General features: G+C 63.4%; 21 protein-coding genes. 7 read left to right on the top strand and 14 right to left on the bottom strand.

Features of this window, described 5'->3' with window-relative positions; translation table 11 throughout:
• Positions 1 to 29 precede the first annotated feature (29 nt).
• Complete coding sequence (locus ACQKI2_RS04120; RefSeq protein WP_427378445.1) at positions 30 to 1,397, top strand: endonuclease/exonuclease/phosphatase family protein; 1,368 nt, start codon at positions 30 to 32, stop codon at positions 1,395 to 1,397.
• A 66-nt stretch (positions 1,398 to 1,463) separates the two neighbouring features.
• Positions 1,464 to 1,799 carry a hypothetical protein gene (locus ACQKI2_RS04115; RefSeq protein WP_427378444.1) on the top strand — a complete coding sequence of 112 codons (336 nt, stop codon included), beginning with the start codon at positions 1,464 to 1,466 and terminating at the stop codon, positions 1,797 to 1,799.
• Here ACQKI2_RS04115 and ACQKI2_RS04110 read toward each other — a convergent pair.
• The 3 genes from ACQKI2_RS04110 to mutL are packed head-to-tail and all read right to left on the bottom strand — an operon-like array spanning position 1,782 to position 5,071.
• Positions 1,782 to 2,480 (bottom strand): hypothetical protein, encoded by a 699-nt coding sequence (locus tag ACQKI2_RS04110; RefSeq protein ID WP_427378443.1) that lies wholly within the window; start codon positions 2,478 to 2,480, stop codon positions 1,782 to 1,784. The two genes, ACQKI2_RS04115 and ACQKI2_RS04110, sit on opposite strands and share 18 nt — an antisense overlap.
• Positions 2,481 to 2,490: 10 nt before the next feature.
• Positions 2,491 to 3,159: an HAD family hydrolase gene (locus tag ACQKI2_RS04105; RefSeq protein WP_427378442.1), complete on the bottom strand. Its 669-nt coding sequence runs from the start codon at positions 3,157 to 3,159 to the stop codon at positions 2,491 to 2,493.
• A gap of 7 nt (positions 3,160 to 3,166) precedes the next feature.
• Positions 3,167 to 5,071 carry a DNA mismatch repair endonuclease MutL gene (mutL, locus tag ACQKI2_RS04100; RefSeq protein WP_427378441.1) on the bottom strand — a complete coding sequence of 635 codons (1,905 nt, stop codon included), beginning with the start codon at positions 5,069 to 5,071 and terminating at the stop codon, positions 3,167 to 3,169.
• 197 nt (positions 5,072 to 5,268) lie between these two features.
• On the opposite strand from mutL, the gene ACQKI2_RS04095 reads away from it, so the two are divergent.
• On the top strand, positions 5,269 to 5,811 hold the full coding sequence (locus ACQKI2_RS04095) for a c-type cytochrome (protein ID WP_427378440.1): 543 nt from the start codon (positions 5,269 to 5,271) through the stop codon (positions 5,809 to 5,811).
• A gap of 10 nt (positions 5,812 to 5,821) precedes the next feature.
• On the opposite strand, the gene ACQKI2_RS04090 is transcribed toward ACQKI2_RS04095, so the two are convergent.
• The 4 genes from ACQKI2_RS04090 to ACQKI2_RS04075 form a co-directional block, all read right to left on the bottom strand.
• Positions 5,822 to 6,526, bottom strand: coding sequence for a hypothetical protein (locus ACQKI2_RS04090; protein ID WP_427378439.1), 705 nt, complete (start codon positions 6,524 to 6,526; stop codon positions 5,822 to 5,824).
• Positions 6,527 to 6,610: 84 nt separating this feature from the next.
• On the bottom strand, positions 6,611 to 7,120 hold the full coding sequence (locus tag ACQKI2_RS04085; RefSeq protein WP_427378438.1) for a DUF1543 domain-containing protein: 510 nt from the start codon (positions 7,118 to 7,120) through the stop codon (positions 6,611 to 6,613).
• 201 nt (positions 7,121 to 7,321) lie between these two features.
• The gene (locus ACQKI2_RS04080; RefSeq protein ID WP_035598854.1) at positions 7,322 to 7,801 is read right to left on the bottom strand and encodes a winged helix DNA-binding protein; all 480 of its coding nucleotides are present in this window, start codon (positions 7,799 to 7,801) and stop codon (positions 7,322 to 7,324) included.
• Between the two features lie 279 nt (positions 7,802 to 8,080).
• Entirely contained in the window at positions 8,081 to 9,145 is a 1,065-nt protein-coding gene (locus ACQKI2_RS04075) for an enoyl-CoA hydratase/isomerase family protein (RefSeq protein WP_427378437.1), read from the bottom strand.
• Between the two features lie 112 nt (positions 9,146 to 9,257).
• On the opposite strand from ACQKI2_RS04075, the gene ACQKI2_RS04070 reads away from it, so the two are divergent.
• Complete coding sequence (locus tag ACQKI2_RS04070) at positions 9,258 to 9,584, top strand: PilZ domain-containing protein (RefSeq protein WP_427378436.1); 327 nt, start codon at positions 9,258 to 9,260, stop codon at positions 9,582 to 9,584.
• Positions 9,585 to 9,594: 10 nt separating this feature from the next.
• Here ACQKI2_RS04070 and ACQKI2_RS04065 read toward each other — a convergent pair whose 3' ends face one another.
• The 4 genes from ACQKI2_RS04065 to ACQKI2_RS04050 form a co-directional block, all read right to left on the bottom strand.
• On the bottom strand, positions 9,595 to 10,434 hold the full coding sequence (locus ACQKI2_RS04065) for a TauD/TfdA dioxygenase family protein (protein ID WP_427378435.1): 840 nt from the start codon (positions 10,432 to 10,434) through the stop codon (positions 9,595 to 9,597).
• 125 nt (positions 10,435 to 10,559) lie between these two features.
• Positions 10,560 to 10,949, bottom strand: a complete 390-nt coding sequence (locus tag ACQKI2_RS04060) for a globin domain-containing protein (RefSeq protein ID WP_427378434.1) — start codon at positions 10,947 to 10,949, stop codon at positions 10,560 to 10,562.
• Between the two features lie 70 nt (positions 10,950 to 11,019).
• The gene (locus tag ACQKI2_RS04055) at positions 11,020 to 11,985 is read right to left on the bottom strand and encodes a glycerophosphodiester phosphodiesterase family protein (RefSeq protein WP_427378659.1); all 966 of its coding nucleotides are present in this window, start codon (positions 11,983 to 11,985) and stop codon (positions 11,020 to 11,022) included.
• Positions 11,986 to 12,292: 307 nt separating this feature from the next.
• Positions 12,293 to 13,432: an isobutyryl-CoA dehydrogenase gene (locus ACQKI2_RS04050; RefSeq protein ID WP_427378433.1), complete on the bottom strand. Its 1,140-nt coding sequence runs from the start codon at positions 13,430 to 13,432 to the stop codon at positions 12,293 to 12,295.
• 59 nt (positions 13,433 to 13,491) lie between these two features.
• On the opposite strand from ACQKI2_RS04050, the gene ACQKI2_RS04045 reads away from it, so the two are divergent.
• Together ACQKI2_RS04045 and hemB are read left to right on the top strand one after the other, a co-directional pair.
• The gene (locus ACQKI2_RS04045; protein ID WP_427378432.1) at positions 13,492 to 14,037 is read left to right on the top strand and encodes a GNAT family N-acetyltransferase; all 546 of its coding nucleotides are present in this window, start codon (positions 13,492 to 13,494) and stop codon (positions 14,035 to 14,037) included.
• Positions 14,038 to 14,066: 29 nt separating this feature from the next.
• Complete coding sequence (gene hemB, locus ACQKI2_RS04040) at positions 14,067 to 15,065, top strand: porphobilinogen synthase (RefSeq protein ID WP_427378431.1); 999 nt, start codon at positions 14,067 to 14,069, stop codon at positions 15,063 to 15,065.
• Positions 15,066 to 15,137: 72 nt separating this feature from the next.
• Here the strand turns inward: hemB and parC are convergent, their stop codons facing one another.
• Positions 15,138 to 17,372: a DNA topoisomerase IV subunit A gene (gene parC, locus ACQKI2_RS04035; protein WP_427378430.1), complete on the bottom strand. Its 2,235-nt coding sequence runs from the start codon at positions 17,370 to 17,372 to the stop codon at positions 15,138 to 15,140.
• Positions 17,373 to 17,505: 133 nt separating this feature from the next.
• Here parC and ACQKI2_RS04030 point away from each other — a divergent pair, with 133 nt between their 5' ends.
• Positions 17,506 to 18,189, top strand: coding sequence for an extensin family protein (locus tag ACQKI2_RS04030; RefSeq protein ID WP_427378429.1), 684 nt, complete (start codon positions 17,506 to 17,508; stop codon positions 18,187 to 18,189).
• Positions 18,190 to 18,256: 67 nt separating this feature from the next.
• Here the strand turns inward: ACQKI2_RS04030 and ACQKI2_RS04025 are convergent, their stop codons facing one another.
• Together ACQKI2_RS04025 and recO are read right to left on the bottom strand one after the other, a co-directional pair.
• A complete protein-coding gene (locus tag ACQKI2_RS04025) occupies positions 18,257 to 18,445 on the bottom strand; it encodes a hypothetical protein (protein ID WP_114105080.1) in 189 nt (62 codons plus the stop codon).
• A gap of 82 nt (positions 18,446 to 18,527) precedes the next feature.
• Positions 18,528 to 19,259 (bottom strand): DNA repair protein RecO, encoded by a 732-nt coding sequence (gene recO, locus ACQKI2_RS04020; RefSeq protein ID WP_427378428.1) that lies wholly within the window; start codon positions 19,257 to 19,259, stop codon positions 18,528 to 18,530.
• Between the last annotated feature and the right edge of the window lie 140 nt (positions 19,260 to 19,399).

The following is a 19,399-nucleotide window of genomic DNA, read 5'->3' as shown; positions in this document are numbered from 1 at the left end:
GGCCAGCCGCAGAACGCGATGGGGACATTATGGTCTGGTATACCGACCTTCGGAATCGCAAGCTTTTCTCAGACGCCGAGAGCGACTGGACCTCGCGCCGCCTGCTGGAGCTGCGTGCGCAACTCGCCTCGCCGCCTCCGCGCGGCGTGCCCCGGCGCACCAAGGATGCCAGCCTCGTCATCGGCACCTGGAACATCCGCGATTTCGACAATAACAAATTCCGCCACGGCCCCCGGCGCCGCGAGAGCCTGCACTACATTGCCGAAGTGCTCTCCTCGTTCGATGTCTGCGCGCTGCAGGAAGTGAACGAGGATCTCGGCCCGCTGAAGGATGTGATCCGCCTGATGGGGCCGGGCTGGGACTTCATTGCGACGGATGTGACGACCGGCGCCAGCGGCAATCGTGAACGCATGTGCTTCGTGTTTGATGCCCGCAAGGTCCGCTTCCGGAATATCGTTGGCGAGATCGTGCTGCCCAAACATGCCCTCTTGCCCGGCGAGCAACAGTTTGCGCGCACGCCGTTCATGGTGAGCTTTCAGGCGGGATGGTTCAAATTTTCGCTGTGTACGGTGCATATCTATTTCGGGGAAACCGCGAAGGGGAGCGATGGCTATGCCCGGCGCGTATCGGAGATCGACTACATCGCCCGCGAAATGGCCAGCCGGGCTGACCGGGAGAACGAGAATTACATTCTGCTGGGCGACTTCAACATCAAGAACCCGGTTGATGAAACGATGGGCGCGCTGACCAAGGCAGGCTTCCAATTGCCGCCCGAGCAGTACCCGTCAAACCTTCTGGGAACCCATTATTATGACCAGATCGCCTTCCGCACGCAGAAGGATGAGCTGACCTTCCTGTCGTCCGGGGTGTTCGACTGGAGTCAGACCGTGTTCCGGCCGGATCATTACGAACACTACGCGCCCATTCTGCCCACGCGCCACCGCGACCTCAAGCCCGATGGCAGTCCGCGCGACGCCGGCAAGGACAAGGACTATTACGCCAAACGCTGGCTGACCTGGCAGATGTCCGATCACCTGCCGCTCTGGGTAGAGTTGGCGATCGATTTCTCCGATGCCCACCTGCTGAATAATCTGCAGGCGGAGTTTGAGGGTGGGGACGTGCCCGCGCAGGTGGAGTTTACAGAGGACGAGGCGCCCCTGGAGAGCCCGCCCAAACCCGCCGAGCCTGCCCGCCCGCTGAAGAAGAAGCGCAAACCCCCGAAGGTAGCCCCGCCCGAAAAGCAGGGCACGCTGGCGCCGGCGCCGAAGATGACCTTCGCGGAAGGGTGGCGCATCTTCTGGTGGGTGGCCAGTGGCGGGGCCGACCGGGCCCGCAAGGCGAAGGAAGAGGAAAAGAAAGCCGCCAAACCGCGTAAGGCGAAAAAGAAATCCGGCTGAGACCGGCTTGCGCGCCGCCGGGGCGCAGATAAGGATGCGGCAGGTTTTCCGGGGGAGACGCCTGCCATGAAATTCGCCGCCACATCTGCATTGCTGGCTTTTGCCGCGAGCTTTTCAGCCTGCGCGGCGCCGCCGGATCCCCCGATGGTGGGCGGGCCGTGCAGCTATGAGACCAAGGTGATCGGCGCGGCCGTTACCGCCGTTGACGGCGCCGAGATTGACCTTGTCGATGAGGACGGCGTGACTTTCTACCAGCGGGCCGAGGCGTTCCGGGAGACCGTGGAAGTGGGGCAATACTATCTTTTCGAAAAACGCTACATCGTTCAGGGAACCTGCACGCCCTATAGCTTCCTGCTGATCGGCCCGCCGCCAAAGGCCGCCGTTCTAGAAAGCGGCGAGTAAGCTTTCGGCAGCGGCCCAGAGCGGCTCGGTCGCCTTGATCATCACAGGATGGTGGACTGACCTTCCTCTACCGGACACGGACGTTCCGGTGACAGCAAAGGCGATTTCAACCTCCAGATCGGGCGCGTGGAAGGCACCGGAATATGATCCGTAAGCTTCGCCCTGATGGCCGATGAGCTTCACGCCAAGGACCGGCGAGGTGTCTGCCTCATAGGTCTGGACGCCCGGAAAGTCCGGGGTCTGCCCCGCCGCCCGGGCGAGGCTGGCAAGGCCCCGCAAGCTGGCGCCGGTGCATTCCCCAGCCTCTGTCTGTACCTGCCACAAGCCCTCATCTTCGCGGGTATAGAGCGTGGCGGCAGCGCCGCGCGCTGCGAAGCGGGGATCGAAGGGCACGGCGGCAAGCGGCGAGAGCGCAGGGGCGCAGAAGGCGGTTTCCGGCGTGAAGGGCGCGCGGTCTGCTTCCCCGGCGGCGCCCTGGGCGAGGCCTTCTGCATGGGCAAAGACAACCTCGCCGCGATGGCACACGACAAGACCGGCGGCGGGCACCATGGCCGAATAGACCAGATCCTCGATGCGGCGGCGCGCAGAGGCGGCCGGAACACGCAGAGCATCGGCGCGGTGGGCGCAGGCAGCAAGGGCAAAGCCGGACAGGCCGGTGAGGACGGAGCGGCGCGTGAACATGCCAGCGAAGCTAGCGCGCGCTCAGGGCGCTGGCAATTTCGCGGTGGGAGCTGAAAACACCGTGGGCGCCTGCCTCGGCGAGGCGCTGGGCAAGCCCCGCATCGGCATGGCCCCCGCCGGTAAACCCCCAGGCAGTCATGCCCGCGGCGCGGGCGGCCTTGATGCCGTTGATACTGTCTTCAATGACGAGACAGGCTTCGGGCGCGGCGTTCAGCTTGTCCGCCGTAAGCAGGAAGAGATCCGGCGCGGGCTTGCCGTGCGTGACGAGATCGGAGGAATAGATATGCGGCACAAAAAGATCATGCAGGCCGGCGATCTGCAGTTTACGGACGAGCTTGTCAGCCTCCGATGAGGACGCGACCGCAAGGGCCCCGCCGAAAGCTTCGGTGACGCTGGCGACGCCTTCGATAGCCGTCAGCTCCGTCTCGTACCGCTTCCAGTTATTGGCCTGCAACGCCGGGCCAAAGCCTTCAGGCAGCGCAAGGCCAAGCGCCTCGGCGTCCGAGGCAAGCGCGGCGTAGAAGTCCCGGTTGTGCAGGCCGACAAAGCGGGACACGAAAGCCTGGAAGTCATAGTCGAGGCCCCAGCCGGCAAGCAGTTCCCGCTCGGCCTGAATGGCGATGGCTTCAGAATCGACCAGAACCCCATCGCAATCAAATATCAGGGCACTGAAATTCATCGCGGGGTTACCCTCTGCGGCCAAAGAGGCGTTCAATGTCTGCCAGCTTCAGCTCGACATAGGTGGGGCGGCCGTGATTGCATTGGCCCGAATGGGGCGTCGCTTCCATCTGGCGGAGGAGCGCGTTCATTTCGTCCCCGTTCAGACGGCGCCCGGCGCGGATGGAGGAACGGCAGGCCATGTTGCCCATCACCTCCTCGAAACGCTCCGACAGGGTGAGCCCGGCTTCATATTCGGCAAAATCATCGGCGAGATCGCGGATCAGCCCGGCCGCGTCCATTTCCCCGAAGAGGGCGGGGGTGGCGCGCACAGCGATGGCGCCGGGGCCGAAAGATTCGATTTCGAGGCCGAGGGCCGCAAGCTCCTCGGCGCGGGCACACACGCGGTGGGCCTCGTCTTCGGAAAGCTCGACAATATCCGGGATCAGCAGCGCCTGGCGGCGCACGCCGCCTTCCGCCATCTGGCGTTTCATCGCCTCATAGACGAGCCGCTCATGGGCGGCGTGCTGATCGACGATGACAATACCGTCCGCCGTCTGAGCAATGATATAGGTTTCATGAACCTGCGCGCGGGCCGCGCCAAGGGGGTATTCGGCAAGCGTGCCGGGGGCGGGCATGGGCCCGGCCTCGACCCGGGCCATGGGCGCAGCCTCCGGCGCGCCCGGCTCCGGCACATAGCCGCGCGGGGTGTACTCTTCTTCCGCCGCGTCTTCCTCCACATGGCGCGGGGCGTAAGCCTGCGGCGGCATGGCGGGGCGCTGCACATAGCCGCCGCTCTGGGGCGCCTGCCACAGGAAGCCCGCTTGCGGCGCCGGCTCGGCACGCACCTTGCCGAGGGTGTATCCCGCCACTGTGGTGGAGGCGCGGTGACCGGCGGCGGCGAGGGCATGGCGCAAGGCAGACACCATCAGACCGCGCACACCGCCCGCATCGCGGAAGCGCACTTCAGTCTTCGCCGGGTGGACGTTCACATCCACGCCTTCCGGATCAAGGTCCACAAACAGGGCAACCATCGGATGGCGGTCCCGCGCCAGGAAATCCTGATAGGCAGCGCGGACCACGCCCGTCAGCATACGGTCTTTCACCGGGCGGCCATTAACGAACAGGAACTGCAGCTGGGCATTGCCGCGATTGAGCGTGGGCAGGCCGGCAAAGCCTGACAGGCGCACGCCTTCGCGCGTGGCATCGACCGCGACGGCATTCTCCGAAAACTCCCGCCCCATGATGGCGCCGAGACGTTTCAGGCGGCCGGCATCGCCGGGGCCTTCGGCGGCGTAGCGGAAGAGGCTGCGGCCATTGCTTTCCAGGCTGAAAGCCACTTCCGTATTGGCCATGGCGAGGCGTTTGACCGCATCGGTGACGGCCATCGCTTCGGCGCGTTCACCGCGCATGAATTTGAGGCGGGCAGGCGTGGCGTGGAAGAGATCATTCACATCAATGCGTGTGCCGGTGGCGCTGCGGCCTGTATAGGCGGCGGGACGCGGGCCATCGAGCCGCCCGGCCTCGGAGAAGATTTCAGCGGCCTCTTCCCCGGCCGCGCGCGAGACAATGCGCATCCGGCTGACCGAGGCGATGGAGGGCAGCGCCTCGCCCCGGAAGCCCATGGTGTAGATATTGAGAAGATCAACGCGCCCGTCAGTATCCGGCACGAGTTTCGAGGTGGCGTGCCGCTCCAGCGCGATCAGCAGGTCTTCGGCGGAGAGGCCGCAGCCATCATCCTCGATCGTGATGCGCTTCAGGCCGCCTTCCTCGATGGCGATGGCAACGTTGCGCGCGCCCGCATCGAGCGCGTTTTCCACAAGCTCCTTCACGGCTGCGGCGGGGCGCTCCACCACCTCACCGGCAGCGATGCGGTTGACCACATCTGCGGGCAGCTTGCGGATCGTGGGGCGGGGAGGAGCAGAATCAGCCATGGGCCCGAAAGACTAGCCGATCGGAAGCGGGCTGTCCTGCGCTTCGCTGCGCCCCGGCCCAGGCTGGCGGCCAGCGCCTTGTTTCGGCAGGCTTTGAGAATTTTCGCCGCTGCGGCAGGCTGTCTGTTGAGTTTGAGCGGCTGCGGCGCGAAGATGCCTCCGGATATATCCAGGCCGTTACAAGGTATTGAAAACCCATGCGCTTTTCTCCTGCTGCCCCGCTCGCCCTGATCGCTGCGCTCGCCCTTGCGGCGTGTGGCGGCTCTGACCCCGCGCCTGCCAAGCCGGCAGAACCGGCCGCGAGCGCGCCGGCCGCCGCGCCGGTGGCTGCCCCGGCAACCCCCGCCGCCGCCCCTGGCGAGCCCAGCCCGGAATTTGCAAACCTGCCGGCTCCTTACAACACGGCCAACTATGCCGTGGGCGCCCGCACCTGGAAGCTCTGCCAATCCTGCCACCTGACCGCAGAAGGGGCGGGGCACCTGGTTGGCCCCAACCTTCACGGCGTCTTCGGCCGCCACGTTGCCGGCGCCGAGGGCTTTGCCTATTCGCCCGCGCTGCAGGCCGAAGACTTTATCTGGACGCCCGAGCAGCTGGACCACTGGCTTGAAAACCCGCGTACCTTTGTTCCCGGCAACCGGATGAGCTTTTCCGGCGTGCGCCGCGAAGCCGACCGGCTGGGCGTGATTGCCTATCTGATGGTCGAGACGGGCTATCAGGGCGAAGCCGCCCCGGCAGAGTAAGCCCGGCGGGTTACCGCCGCGCGACGATGGCGATCAGGACGGCGTTTTCATTGAAGGCGCCGCCGATCTCCTCGCGATAGCCAAGGGACACGTCCACACGGCCGAAATGGATGCCGAGCTGGGTTTCGGTTTTGACCGAGCGGCCGGTGATCTCGCCTTCCTCGAACCAGAGCTGCTGGCCGATGAACACCCGGTCCGTCAGATCCTGGCCGTAGCCGGTTTCAATGCGTGTACGGGTGCAGCGATCCCCCTGCGAGAGAATGGCGGCATCGGCGAACACATGCAGCGCCTGCTCGCGGTAATAGCCTGACCAGCCACCGCCAAGACGGGCTTCAAGGCCCGTCCCTTCGCAGAAGAAGAGGCTGTTGTCATAGCTGCCATTGAGAGAGGCGCCGTGGACAGCGCCCAGCTCCGCGCCGGCGGTCCACCCCTTATAGCTGCCGAGCGTGCGGCGGGCTGTGAGCCGCCAGGTATCCTGATCGAACGCCCGCGCTTCGGGATAGGTAACCGCTTCATTCTTCAGGGTGAGCGTGGTTTTCGAAGTGACGCCATATTCGCCATAGAAATCGGCGCGCCAGCCTTCGGCGCCATTGAGGCTGTCGCGGGCGCCGAGGGCGCGGGCATACCAGCCGCCTTCCTCGCGCACCCAGGGGGCCGCATCGGCGGTGCCGGCCGCGCTGGCGCCGGCAAGAATGATGGAAGCGATCCCCCGCATGACCACCACCCTAAGGAGAAAATTCCACAGGGTGAAGCCTTGTTTTAACAGAGGATCACAAAATTACCGCCGGCCCCGGTACGATCAGAGCTTGATATAGTCCGAGACAATGCGGGCAGGCCTCTCGCCCGTGGCTGGATGGTCAAGGCGCAGGTGCCAGCCTTCGCTGTCCAGCAGGCCACTCACATCGATCACATCGTCGATACAGACGAAATTGTCCTTGTGGCGGCCGGTCCATTCCGGAGAGAGGGCGCGGGCGCGGCTCCAGACTTCGGCCTTGTCCGCGCCGGCAAGGAAGAGATAGTTGTGCTGCTCGCCGAAAAGGCCGGGCGTATAGCCGCCAAGATTGACAAACCACAGGCGGCGGGCAGGCGGGGCGCCCGCCTTGCCGGGCGCAAGATCGACCTGCCAGCCATCCACCTCTGTCAATTCCGCATAGCCATCGATGTGCAGGGACCCGGGCGTTCCCCACCAGGCGGCCTGCAGGGCCGGGACGGTGCCCTCAAGCGTTTCGCCCACCACAAAGCGCAGGTCGTGGACCTCGATACTGGCACGGGGATGATCGCCCCCGACAAAGACGGCAAAGAGTTTCATGAAGGTCGCCTCTGATCCTGACGCCAGATTAGAGGCTGGGGCCTTTGGAGCAAGCCCCCCTATCGCTCCCCTTCTCGCCCCCTGCCGGGCTTGGCGCAGGGCAAATCCGCCGGGGATAGTTGATCCGCTCACAAACAAGTAAACCCCGGAGCGCTTTGTCCGCGCTCCGGGGTTTTCCCGTCTTCTTCCCCCCGAAAGAACTTAGAGACGATAACGGATCTGGTCGGACCAGAAGCGCTCGAGACGCGAAATGGTCTTGTTGAGCTGCGAGAGGTCGTCAGCGCGGACGCTGGCGGTGGGCTCAAGCGCCGTTGCCTGCTTTTCGAACAGCTTTTCCACACGTGCACGGACTTTCTTGCCACGGTCGGTGAGGCGCAGGGTAACCGTGCGCTTGTCATCTTCCGAACGTGTCTGGACGAGATAGCCGCCCTCCTGAAGCTTCTTCACATTGTACGAAAGGCTGGTGCCAGCAAAGGCGCCACGAGCGCGAAGCACCGAAGCTGGAGCTTCCCCTTCGCCAATCTCGTAGAGAAGCAGAGCCTGAACGCCGGTCAGCGAACGTTCGCCGGCGCGTTCCAGATCATCCTTCACCACATCGTGCAGACGGCGATGCGCCTGCTCAAGAAGGGACAGCGACTTAAGGAAAGATTCGCCGATTGTGCCTGTTGCAGTGTCCTGCATGTCGATCATCATCATATTCACCACCACTCAACTTTTACTCAACTTTTGTTGTAGTTTGATCAGATTTACAGGATCAGACCTAATAAATTGATAAGCACAACGCGGTTTCAAATGATGCTGGTAAAAAAATCAGAGCATTCATTAACCGTTACTGCCCCGTAACGTGTTTTCCGGCCAAAATCCGTTTCATTCTGAAACACAAGACATGAAAAGACCGCCGCGGAAGTATCCGGGCGGTCTTTATCTTGAAGAAACGCTGAATAGCTGTTGCCGCTGCTTCTAGTCTTCGAAACTCAACTCATTCTCGCCCAGCGGCTCAAAGTATCGCGCCACATCTGCCTCGCTGACATCTTCCAGCCGCTCGGGCGACCAGACGGGGGCATTGTCCTTGTCGATGATGACGGCCCGCACGCCTTCCTGGAAGTCATGGCTCTGAACCTTGCGCCAGCCGATGCGGAACTCCATGCGCATATTGTCTTCAAAGGTTTCGCAGCGCGCGCCTTCGCGCAACTGGCGCAGGGCAACCTTCACCGTCTCGGGAGACTTCGCGCGGATGGTGGCCGCCTCGCCCTTTGCCCAGTCACCGGGATCAGCTTCCAGCGCGGCAACGATGGCCTCGGCGCTCTGCCCGGCAAAACAGCGGTGGATTGTATCGCGATGCGCGCCATAGGACGGCGCCGGGAGGGCATGCGTCAGACCACGGAGAATCTCGTCCAGCAGGGCGCTGGCATCCATCGAGAAGTCCGCCACTTCAAGCTGCTTGCCCAGGGCCGGCACAAGCTCTGACGGAAGATAATGGGTCGCCACCCCGGCGGCGGCCACATCAGCGCCCTTCAGGCGCGCGCCCGTCAGCGCGAGCCAGGTGCCAAGCTCGCCTTCCAGCCGCGGCAGGAACCAGCCGCCGCCCACATCGGGAAAGAGGCCAATGCCGGTTTCGGGCATGGCGAACAACGTGCGCTCAGTGGCCACACGGTGAGACCCATGCACGGACAGCCCCACGCCGCCGCCCATCGTAACGCCATCGAGAAGGGAGATGACGGGCTTGGGAAAGGCTTTGAGCGCCGCGTTCATGCGATATTCGGTGCGGAAGAAATCCCGCGCTTCGGCCGCGTCGCCGGCGCCGCTTGTCGCAAGCATCCGGATGTCCCCGCCCGCGCAGAACCCCCGCGTGCCTTCCTGATGGTCGATCCATATGATGTGAATGGAAGGGTCATCTCTCCAGGTGGCCAGCGCCTTGAGAATGGCCGCGCACATCGGCGTGTTGAGCGCATGAAGCGCGGCCGGGCGCGTCAGCGTGATACGGCCAATCCCGCCAGCGGCTCTGATGTCTACGTCTGCGCTCAATGAGGCCTCCCCGATCATGAAGTCCGGATGACCGGAATCTGTTCAATTAAATCAATGGCTTTGGATAGGGCTTTACTTGGATATGTCATTATAAAGATATGCCATTTCCCTGATGGCTCAACATTCTACCCATGACCGCCCGGCCATCCCCATGACCCAACAGCGCTCTCAAATCAACCATCAGCCCTTCCTGCAATATAACAGGCGGGGCCAGCGGATACGTGTCGAAGGCAAGGCCTATGTGCGCCTCGGCCTGTTCAAGCGCGTGGAATGCGAGCTGCGGGACATCTCTCCCGGCGGCGCGCGCATCTGCGTGCCCGAGGGGGTGGAGCTGCCCGAGCAGTTCGTGATGACCCTGCCCCAGTTCAAATATCCGCGCACCTGCATGAAACGCTGGTCGAGCGGGCGCGATGTAGGCGTCGAATTCCGGATCGACTGAGCGGCCGGCGCTAGTTCAGCGTGCAGCCTTCGATGGTGATCCGGTGCATCAGGCGCCGCTCTCCATGATAGTCATTCATTGCCCAATGCCATGTCGAGCGGTTGTCCCAGAACGCAACCGAGCCCTCGCGCCATTTGAAGCGGTGGGCATGATCGGGCTTCATCGCATGGGCATAGAGGCGCATGAGGAGGGCGTTTGACGCCTCATCCTCATAGCCCTCGATGCGGGTGGTGAAGGCAGGGTTCACATAGAGCGCCTTCTTGCCGCTGAGCGGATGGGTGATGACGATGGGATGGGTTACATCCTGCAATGCGTCCGCCGCTGAAGTATTGCCGATGCGCCCGCCGGTATCTTCATTGGCCTTGTAGAAATTGTTCTCTGCCGAACCGAAGATATGCTTGGCCGAATGCACCGCGCGCAGGCCGGCGATCTCCTCCTTCGTGGCGTCGTCCAGCGTGTCGTAAGCGGTATACATGGAGGCAAACCAGGTATCGCCGCCCGCATCGGGCAGCTGCCGCGCGACGAGCACAGAGCCCATCGCCGGCTCGGCATCATAGGAATGATCCGTATGCCAACCGCCTCCGATATTGGTTTTCTGCTCCTTTTCCTTCAGCACGAGGGCAATTTCCGGATAGCGCTCATGCGCCAGGAAGAAGCGGTTGATGTTGATCGGGCCAAAGCGGCGGGCAAAGGCGATATGATCGTCTTCGCAGAGTGCCTGATCGCGGAAGAAGATGACGCCGTGATCAGCATAGGCCTGCCGGATGGCGGCAAAGTCGGCATCTGAAAGCTGGCGGATATCGACACCGGTAATCTCTGCGCCGGCGCCCTCAAGCGATGTGATCTGCATGGTTCCTCCCTGCCCGCTCTCTGGAGTCTGGCGGGCTGCTGAACGCAGACTAACCCCAGCGGACGGGAATTGGCAATTGCCCTGCCTAAATCCTCGCTATACGCCCGCTGGTCTGCCGCTGAGCATCAGGCGACGGCGGCAATCTCGCTCAGAAGATCAGCCCAGGCGGCCTCCTCCTCTGCCGTCCAATCGGGCAACAGAAGATCCCGGAACACATCGCGGATGCTGGCGAACATCACATCAAACTCCGCCCCCTCCACGCCATAGCCGCCATGGGAGAAGCGGGCCGCCGAAAGGATGACGCGCTGAGAACCCGATCCTTCCACCAGGCCCAGGATCGCCTCGAAACAAGTTTCCAGCATCGAGCCGCGCACGCCGCCATCGGTGTCCATGTCAAACAGAGGTTTGAAGTCCGGCCGCAACTCGAAAAGGCGCGCATAAACCAGCGGCGCAGGGTCGGCGCACGCCTCGGCGGCCCGCTCGAAGGTGGCGTGGATGATCTCTGCATTTGGCATCTGCGCCCTCCCGGTTTTTTATCGCCGTGACAGAACCCAGCCTACCGGACATCCCCAATAGGGGGCCACCCTAATTGACGTCACCGAGGGATTCGATCCGGTCGGTCCAGACATAGCCGCCGAAGCCTTTGGGAACCTTGCGCAACTGGGCGGGTGTGTCGATGCCGGGCGCGCCGTCATTGCCTGTCCCACCCGGCGTTCCGAACAGGATCACCTCACTGCCGGCCGCGCTCATCCGGGCCTCGAAGGCGCGCGGCCACCCCCAAAGCAGCGGGGCATAGTCGACGGGCATCAGCACGAGTGTGTTCTTGCAGCTATCGGGCACAAACCCTGACCACCCCATCAACAGATAGTCTATCGGGCAATCTTTCGCGCTGCCCTTGGTGAAATGTTTCATGTCCGGAACGCGCTCAACCAATGCTTCCACCGGAATGGGCCCGCCATAGACGCCCCAGACCTGCGCGCGCCAGCGCGGGTTTGCTTCCAGTATCTCTGCCAGCACCCGGCCTTCCACAGCGCGGCGGCTTTTGAAGTTGATGAGGAACTTGCCTTCCGGAAAGGCGTCGAACACTTCGGGAAGCGACTTGATCATGCCCACCCCCTTGCCGCGCAGGGGAAAGGTCTCTCCGCCATCGGCAGTGTAGCCATAGCCGGCGTCCAGCGTGCGGATGAGGCTCATCGGCGTCTTGTTGGTCTGGCCTTCCGCCTCCGTGCGGCAGTCAAGCGTCCAGTCATGGAACACAGCGAATTCCCCGTCCGGCGTGAGATGCACGTCGATCTCGATGACCTCAGCCCCTGCCTCGAAAGCCGCCTGCATGGAGGGCAGCGTGTTCTCGATAAAGTCGTGCGTAGGCGGATAGATGCGGATGGCGGTGCAGGTGTCGCGCTCCAGATCGACGCGGTGGTAGGTCTGGTGAACCCCGCGATGGGAAATGAAGCGGGGCGGGCCATCGCTGGCAGGCGGGGTAAAGACGCTGGTATTGCGCAGCCCGAGGGCGGCGATGACAACCAGAAGGCCAATCAGGATTTTCTTCAGCATACGTGCGCCCCTTGCGTTTTGGTGAGCGCCGGTTTCGCGGGGGAACAGGGCGGGATAAGGGCAGGTTTGGGATTGTTTCCAGCCCAATTCCGGGCGCCGGCCTGACACCGGGTGAGGGCCGGGGACGGGATAGAACGCCGCGTTATTAAATCTTTCTGATCGGCGACCCGCCCACCCCTGACTGCTGCACCCTCACCTCCCATTGCGCCATCTCAGGGAACAGTGAGGTTGGATGCAACTCGCCCCTCTCCCTCTGGGAGAGGAGGGGCCCGCGCCCGAAGGGCGTGGGAGGTGAGGGAGCGCCCTAACCCTTCAACATATCCCGCGAAATAATCACCCGCATCACCTCATTCGTTCCCTCCAGGATCTGATGCACCCTCAGATCACGGACGATACGTTCAACATGATAGTCGGCGAGATAGCCATAGCCGCCATGGATCTGCAGGGCGTCGTTGGCGACCTTGAAGGCGGTGTCGGTGACAAAGCGTTTGGCCATGGCGCACCAGCGGGTGGCGTCCGGCGTCTTGCCGTCGAGGCGCGCGGCCGCCTCATACAGCATCAGGCGGGCCGCCTGCAGCTCGGTTTCCATGTCGGCGAGTTTGAACTGAGTGTTCTGGAAATCGGCGATGGCCTTTCCGAACTGCTCGCGCTCCTTGGCATAGGCGACTGCCTTGTCGAGGGCGAGCTGCGCGCCGCCCAGCGCGCAGGCCGCAATGTTGAGGCGCCCGCCATCCAGCCCTGCCATGGCGAAGCGGAAGCCGTGGCCCTCCTGCCCGATGCGATTGGCCGCCGGCACACGCACGCCATCGAGGATAACCTGCCGCGTCGGCTGGGATTTCCACCCCATCTTGCGCTCATTCGCGCCAAACGACAGCCCCGGCGCATCCTTCTCGATGATGAAGGCGGAAACGCCCTTGGCGCCATCGTCAGAGGTGCGCGCCATGAGGACGTAAACATCCGACGTGCCCGCACCGGAGATGAACTGCTTCGTGCCGGTGATGACGTAATCGTCGCCGTCTTTCACGGCCTTGGTCTTCAGGCTGGCCGCGTCGGAGCCGGCGCCCGGCTCGGTGAGGCAGTAAGAGGCGATCAGCTCCATCGAGGTAAGGCGCGGCAGCCAGGCAGCGCGCTGCTCCTGTGACCCAAAGGTGTCGATCATCCAGCTCGCCATATTATGGATGGAGATGAAGGCCGCGGTGGACACATCGCCATAGGAAAGCTGCTCGAAGATCAGCGCCGCGTCCGTCCGCGTCAGGCCGGAGCCGCCCACATCTTCCTTCACATAGATGCCCGCAAAGCCGAGTTCTGCAGCAGATTTGATCACATCGACGGGGAAATGGCTGTCCCGGTCCCAGGCTTCGGAATGGGGGGCAAGCTGGTCAGCGGCGAATTTGGCCGCCATATCGCGGATCATCTGCTGTTCGTCTGTGAAGATGAGGCTCATTGGCGTGGCCCTCCGATTGGCTTAAGTCTTTGGCCCGCTTGTCCTGTGAGCCCTGATATATGTCAATCCGACGCCCTCCTGCCGGGTATGAAACCGCCGGCGCCGCGCCTGAGGAGATCCCAGCCCTGATCGCGATCGATCTGGCGGCGGGGAAAATCTTCGAAGGCACCGGCCTGCTGCCCGAGGCGCAGCTGGGCGACCATGTGCCCGCCAAAGTGCTGCGCGAGGCCATGCAGACCGGGCACCTCCACACCGTGCGCGACCGCAAGGGAAATCTCGCCGGCTTTGCGCTGACCTCTGTGCGCGAGGGGTGGCTCTATCTCGACCAGATCAGCGTGGACCCCGCCTATGGCCGCCAGGGCATCGGCAGCGCCCTGATCGGGCGGGTGATGCTGGAAGCCAAGGACCGGGGCCTGAAGCGCGTGACCCTCTCCACCTTCCGCGATCCGCCCTGGAACGGGCCGTTCTACCGCAAGAACGGCTTCCGGGAGCTGCCCCGGAAGAAGATGGAAAAATGGATGATCGAGATTGAATCGATCCAGGATGATAACGGCCTCAATGTGCGCGACCGGTGTTTCATGGCGCGGCGATTGGGCTGGTTGTGAGGGCGCCGCATTCGGCGCTAGGAGGAAGTATGACCCCGTTTCCCCAAGCCTTTCCCGGCACCCGTATGCGCCGCCTGCGCCAGGCCCCCTGGGCGCGCAGCCTTGTGGCAGAAAATGTCCTCACCCCGGCAGATCTGGTCTGGGCGGTGTTCGTACATGATGGCGAAGGCCGCGTGCCCGTCAGCTCCCTGCCCGGCGTGGACCGCCTCAGCGTCGCCGAAGCCGCCCTCACCGCCAAGCGCGCCAAGGCGCTCGGCATTCCGGCCATCGCGCTTTTCCCCTATATCGGCCCGGAGGGAAAGGATGCAGACGGCAGCGGCGCGCTTTCCCCTGACGGCCTCGTGCCCCGCGCCCTGAAGGCCATGAAGGATGCCGCGCCGGAAGTCGGCCTCATCACCGATGTGGCACTTGATGCGTATACCTCGCATGGCCATGACGGCCTGCTGGATGAAGACGGCACCATTCCCAATGACGCGACGGTGGAGCGGCTGGTGGAACAGGCGCTGGTGCATGTCGGCGCAGGCGCCGATGTTGTGGCCCCGTCCGACATGATGGACGGCCGCATCGGCGCCATCCGCTATGCTTTCGAGGAAGAAGGCTTCTCCAACGCCATGATCCTCGCCTATGCCGCCAAATATGCCAGCGGCTTCTATGGCCCTTACCGCGAAGCCATCGGCTCGGCCGCCGCCCTCAAGGGCGACAAGAAAACCTATCAGCAGGATCCCGCAAACTCGGATGAAGCGCTGCGCGAAGTGGCCCTCGACCTTGCCGAGGGCGCAGACATGGTGATGGTGAAGCCCGGTCTTCCGTATCTGGACATTGTGCAGCGCGTCTCGTCCACCTTCGGTGTGCCGACGCTCGCCTATCAGGTGTCGGGCGAATATGCGCAGATCATGGCCGCCGCCCAGAATGGCTGGATCGACGGCGACCGCGTGATGATGGAAAGCCTGATGTGCTTCAAACGCGCGGGCGCGGCGGGCATCATCACATATTTTGCAGAACGCGCCGCCGAGAAGCTCGGCGGATAGGCCAGAGCCACCGCCTCACGTCTCGTCCCAATCCTATTTCAAACCATCAGCAGGCTGAGGGGGCGCCCCGCCTCAGCCGCTGAAGGTGCCCGTCCTCGGGAAGCCCTTGGGCACAACCTTGCCCGCTTGCGCGCGCTGGCCTTTCCACTCTTTCCATTCCTCGAACGCGCGGTGGCGGCCACCGGTAACGACGATCAGTCCGTCGCGCTTGTCGAAGGTGATGAGGTCGGCCAGTTCTGCCCCGCCGCTATAGGATTGCAGCTTGTTGCCCTTGCCGCGCGGCATTTCGGGCAGATCCTTCAGCGGGAAGATCAGCATCTTCCGGTTGGTGCCAACCACCGCGATCATGTCGCCCAGCACAGGCACGCAGACATTGAGATGCCCGCCGCCGGTGTTGACAATCTGCTTGCCGGCCTTGCGGTTTGACTCAAGCTCCGCCTCCGGAACAACGAAGCCATAGCCGGTGGACGAGGCCATCACGCGCTTACGCTCGGGCTCAAACTTGAACATGTTCACGATGGCGACATTATCTTCCAGCTCGATGGAGAGGCGGATCGGCTCGCCATGGCCGCGCCCGCCCGGCAGCTTGTCTGCCGCCAGCATGAAGGCGCGCCCATCCGAGGACATGAAGACGAGCTTGTCGGTACTCATCACCTCTTCCATGAAGCCGGGGCCATCGCCTTCCTTGAACTTGATCGATTCCGGATCAAGCCCATGCCCTTTCATACCGCGAATCCAGCCCTGCGCGGAAAGCACCACGGTGACCGGCTCCTTCGGGCGCGTAGCTTCAAGCGCAGCGGCAAGGTCCACCGTGGGGGCATCTTCAAAGGTCGCGCGGCGGCGGCCAAGGTCCGTTGACGGATCGAACTCATCGCGCGCGGCTTTCAGTTCTTTCGACACGCGCGTCCATTGGCGGCGTTCAGAGCCGAGCAGTTTCACCAGCTCATCGCGCTCCTCGGTGAGCTTTGTATGCTCGCCCTGAATTTCCATTTCCTCCAGCTTGCGCAGCGCGCGCAGGCGGAGATTGAGGATGGCTTCGGCCTGAATGTCGGAAATCTTGAACCGCTGCATCAGGACGGGCTTGGGCTCGTCCTCCGTACGGATGATGCGGATCACTTCGTCGATATTGAGATAGGCTTTCAGGAAGCCTTCCAGGATGTGCAGGCGCTTCTCGATCTTGTCGAGACGGAACTCGGCCCGGCGCACCACCACTTCGCGGCGATGGTCGAGATAAGCCTGCAACACATCGCGCAGGCCCATCACCTGGGGCGCGCCCTTGTGCAGCACGTTCATGTTCATGCTGAAGCGTGTTTCCAGATCGCAGGTCTTGAACAGGCTTTCCATCAGCACGTCCGGCTCAACCGTCTTGGCGCGCGGCACAAGGACGAGGCGCACATCCTCCGCGGACTCGTCGCGCACATCTTCCAGCAGAGGTACCTTCTTCGCCTCGAGCAGCTCCGAAAGCTTCTCCAGCAGCTTTGACTTCTGCACCTGATACGGAATTTGGGTGACGATGATCTGATAGGTGCCCCGGCCGGTATCCTCGACATGCCAGCGGGCACGCATGCGGAAAGCGCCCCGGCCGGTCTCGTAAGCCTCCAGCATCGAGGCGCGATCCTCAACGATCACCCCGCCGGTCGGAAAGTCCGGCCCCTGAACGAATTGCATCAGCTCTTCGGTAGTCGCCTTGGGCTTGTCGATCAGGAAACGCGCCGCATCGATCACCTCGGCAACATTGTGCGGCGGAATGGAGGTGGCCATGCCCACGGCGATGCCCGTGGCGCCATTGGCCAGAAGGTTCGGGAAGCCGGCGGGAAGCACGACCGGCTCCTCATCATTCTCGGCATAGTTGGGGCGGAAATCGACCGCGTTCTCGTCGAGGCCCTCCATCAGCAGCTCGGCGCCGCGCGTCATCCGCGCTTCGGTGTAACGATAGGCAGCCGCGCTGTCGCCGTCGATATTGCCGAAATTGCCCTGCCCATCGACCAGCGGATAACGGACGTTGAAATCCTGGGCGAGGCGGACCAGCGTGTCATAGATCGAGCTGTCGCCATGGGGGTGGTAGTTACCCATCACATCGCCAACGATCTTGGCGCATTTGCGATAGCCGCCTTCCGGATCCAGCCGCAGGACGCGCATGCCATAAAGGATGCGGCGCTGAACGGGCTTGAGGCCATCGCGCACATCGGGCAGCGCGCGGGACGTGATCGTGGAGAGCGCATAGGCGAGATAGCGCTTGGAGAGCGCCTCGCTCATCGGCTCATTGATGATCCGGTCCTCTGGGGGCTCGGTGGTGCGTTTGGACATTCTGGCCTCTTTGCAGGTCTCGCCACATTCTGGTGCGGGTTTGCGGGTCAGGATGCCCCGACTCGCTGGAAACAGCGCAGGTTAACAGAAACCTGCGTTTGGTTAAGGAACATCAAAGGCCACTGCTGCAGATATGCGTGGAATCAGCATTCTTCTGACATATGCCTTCCTGATTGGCGCCATAGTCGTGATCCTCGCCCGCACATTGCCGGCGCGGCACAATCCCTTGGCGCCGATTGACCTGTCGGTGCGCCCGGGGCTGGCCATTTCCGCTCAACTGACCCGTTTGAAGGGTGACCGGGAAGCCTGTTTCGTGGCGCTCGACAACGCTGGCGTGCTGTATACGCCGCTGGAGGACGAGCCTCGCGGGGAAAAATGCGGCCTGTTTGACGCCCTGACGCTGGACCGGACGCTGACGCCCTATTCCGCCACGCTGCAGATGACCTGCGCCCAGACGGCAGCGGCCTATATGTGGGAGCGGCATGTGGTGCGCCCGGCGGCTGTGGAAATCTTCGATTCGCCGGTCGCCCGGATCGAGACCTATGGCAGCTTTTCCTGCCGCACCATTGCCGGCAGCCGGCGCCTTTCCCAGCATGCCTTCGGCAATGCGCTGGATGTCTCCGGCTTTCGCCTGGAGGATGGGCGGCTGATCGATGTGGAGGCGCACTGGGACAAAGGCGGCAAGGAAGCCAGGTTCCTCCGCCGCGTGCACGAGGGCGCGTGCGGGCTGTTCTCGGTGACGCTGGGGCCGGAATACAACGCCGCCCATGCCGATCATTTCCACATGGATATGGGGCCAGGCCGCGTTTGCCGGTGAGACAGCAAAAAGCCGGAAAGCGATGCTCCCCGGCCTTCTTTGAGCGCAGGCTCTGCCTTGGCTCTGCTCAGTTTACCTTGCAGCGATAGCCCTCGCGGCTCACCTCGGCGACATTGCCTGCCCCGCCGCAGACGCGGACGGCGATGTCTGTATTCTCCTGAACCTTGGTGGAAGCCGCCGAATTGTCGGAGACGGAGATGCAGCCCGTGAGGGCAAGGGTGAGCGCAGCGCTCGCGGCGATCAGGATCGGTTTCATGTCATCAGCCTTTTTGTTGATAACTATCAACTCCCCGCCCGGACGTTTGGCGAAGGCGAATGAATGATCCGTGAATGGAGGGTCAAGCCTGCGGGGCAATGCGCCTGAGCAGCCGCTCCCGCTCTGCCGGAAGGCCCCGGTGGACGGACGCAAAGAGCCGCCCTTCGATGAAATGCCCCGTCAGGCGCAGGCCGGCGGCGATGTCTCCGGGGAAGATGTCGGCGCGGCTGTCGATCAGGAAGGCAGGCAGCGCGAACAGCCGATCGACATATTGCTCGGCTTCTGACCCCCGCACGGCGCGGCCAGTGCGCGGGGAAACATGGGTGAGGCCGTCATTGGCGCCGCTGACGGCGCATTCATCAAGGTCGAGCCCGAAGCCGAGCGCGGAAAGCAGGCCGAGTTCCCAGCGTACATAGAGCGCGGGCCAGACGTCCGGATGGGCGAGCTCGTCCAGCAGCAGCGTGGTGGCCTCATAGAGGCTGGAGCCGGCCGCATCCCCCTCATTAAGGCCCGCGCGCAAGAGCGCCGTGATCGAAGCGAGCGCCGCCAGCGCGGCGGGGTCATCCAGCAGGCGCGAGGCGCGGTCCCGGCTCGCCTCGGCCACATCGAAACGGCCCAGCTGATCGTCCAGCCGCCCGCTCCAGCTCAGCGCCACCGTGTTGCCCGCTTCAAACTGGGCCCGCTTGCGGCGGGAAGCACCGCCATAAACGAGGCCCGAACGGCGGCCCCTTTCACGGGTCAGCACATCCAGGATGAGACCGCCTTCCCCGAAGCGGCGCCCGCCCAAAACTATTCCGTCATCGGACCAGTTCATGAAACACCTGAAGCCCCCTCTCCCTGCCGGGAGAGGGGGTTGGGGGTGAGGGGTTGAAACCGTTCGGCACAGCGCAGATCCGCAAGGGGATCCCCCCTCCGCCCTTCGGGCACCTCCCCCGCAGGCGGGGGAGGATGAAG

Origin of the sequence: Hyphomonas sp. NPDC076881 (assembly GCF_050269995.1) — a bacterium.
Taxonomy (GTDB): domain Bacteria; phylum Pseudomonadota; class Alphaproteobacteria; order Caulobacterales; family Hyphomonadaceae; genus Hyphomonas.
The sequence above is the reverse complement of the archived record's forward strand: the minus strand, read 5'-3'. Positions and strand labels throughout refer to the sequence as shown.

What these genes read in the sequence shown, in the direction of transcription:
- ACQKI2_RS04120 (WP_427378445.1), top strand. Translation starts at nt 30, where the DNA reads ATGGTCTGGTATACCGACCTTCGGAATCGCAAGCTTTTCTCAGACGCC.
- ACQKI2_RS04115 (WP_427378444.1), top strand. Translation starts at nt 1,464, where the DNA reads ATGAAATTCGCCGCCACATCTGCATTGCTGGCTTTTGCCGCGAGCTTT.
- ACQKI2_RS04110 (WP_427378443.1), bottom strand. Translation starts at nt 2,480, where the DNA reads ATGTTCACGCGCCGCTCCGTCCTCACCGGCCTGTCCGGCTTTGCCCTT.
- ACQKI2_RS04105 (WP_427378442.1), bottom strand. Translation starts at nt 3,159, where the DNA reads ATGAATTTCAGTGCCCTGATATTTGATTGCGATGGGGTTCTGGTCGAT.
- mutL (WP_427378441.1), bottom strand. Translation starts at nt 5,071, where the DNA reads ATGGCTGATTCTGCTCCTCCCCGCCCCACGATCCGCAAGCTGCCCGCA.
- ACQKI2_RS04095 (WP_427378440.1), top strand. Translation starts at nt 5,269, where the DNA reads ATGCGCTTTTCTCCTGCTGCCCCGCTCGCCCTGATCGCTGCGCTCGCC.
- ACQKI2_RS04090 (WP_427378439.1), bottom strand. Translation starts at nt 6,526, where the DNA reads ATGCGGGGGATCGCTTCCATCATTCTTGCCGGCGCCAGCGCGGCCGGC.
- ACQKI2_RS04085 (WP_427378438.1), bottom strand. Translation starts at nt 7,120, where the DNA reads ATGAAACTCTTTGCCGTCTTTGTCGGGGGCGATCATCCCCGTGCCAGT.
- ACQKI2_RS04080 (WP_035598854.1), bottom strand. Translation starts at nt 7,801, where the DNA reads ATGCAGGACACTGCAACAGGCACAATCGGCGAATCTTTCCTTAAGTCG.
- ACQKI2_RS04070 (WP_427378436.1), top strand. Translation starts at nt 9,258, where the DNA reads ATGGCTCAACATTCTACCCATGACCGCCCGGCCATCCCCATGACCCAA.
- ACQKI2_RS04065 (WP_427378435.1), bottom strand. Translation starts at nt 10,434, where the DNA reads ATGCAGATCACATCGCTTGAGGGCGCCGGCGCAGAGATTACCGGTGTC.
- ACQKI2_RS04060 (WP_427378434.1), bottom strand. Translation starts at nt 10,949, where the DNA reads ATGCCAAATGCAGAGATCATCCACGCCACCTTCGAGCGGGCCGCCGAG.
- ACQKI2_RS04050 (WP_427378433.1), bottom strand. Translation starts at nt 13,432, where the DNA reads ATGAGCCTCATCTTCACAGACGAACAGCAGATGATCCGCGATATGGCG.
- ACQKI2_RS04045 (WP_427378432.1), top strand. Translation starts at nt 13,492, where the DNA reads ATGTCAATCCGACGCCCTCCTGCCGGGTATGAAACCGCCGGCGCCGCG.
- hemB (WP_427378431.1), top strand. Translation starts at nt 14,067, where the DNA reads ATGACCCCGTTTCCCCAAGCCTTTCCCGGCACCCGTATGCGCCGCCTG.
- parC (WP_427378430.1), bottom strand. Translation starts at nt 17,372, where the DNA reads ATGTCCAAACGCACCACCGAGCCCCCAGAGGACCGGATCATCAATGAG.
- ACQKI2_RS04030 (WP_427378429.1), top strand. Translation starts at nt 17,506, where the DNA reads ATGCGTGGAATCAGCATTCTTCTGACATATGCCTTCCTGATTGGCGCC.
- ACQKI2_RS04025 (WP_114105080.1), bottom strand. Translation starts at nt 18,445, where the DNA reads ATGAAACCGATCCTGATCGCCGCGAGCGCTGCGCTCACCCTTGCCCTC.
- recO (WP_427378428.1), bottom strand. Translation starts at nt 19,259, where the DNA reads ATGAACTGGTCCGATGACGGAATAGTTTTGGGCGGGCGCCGCTTCGGG.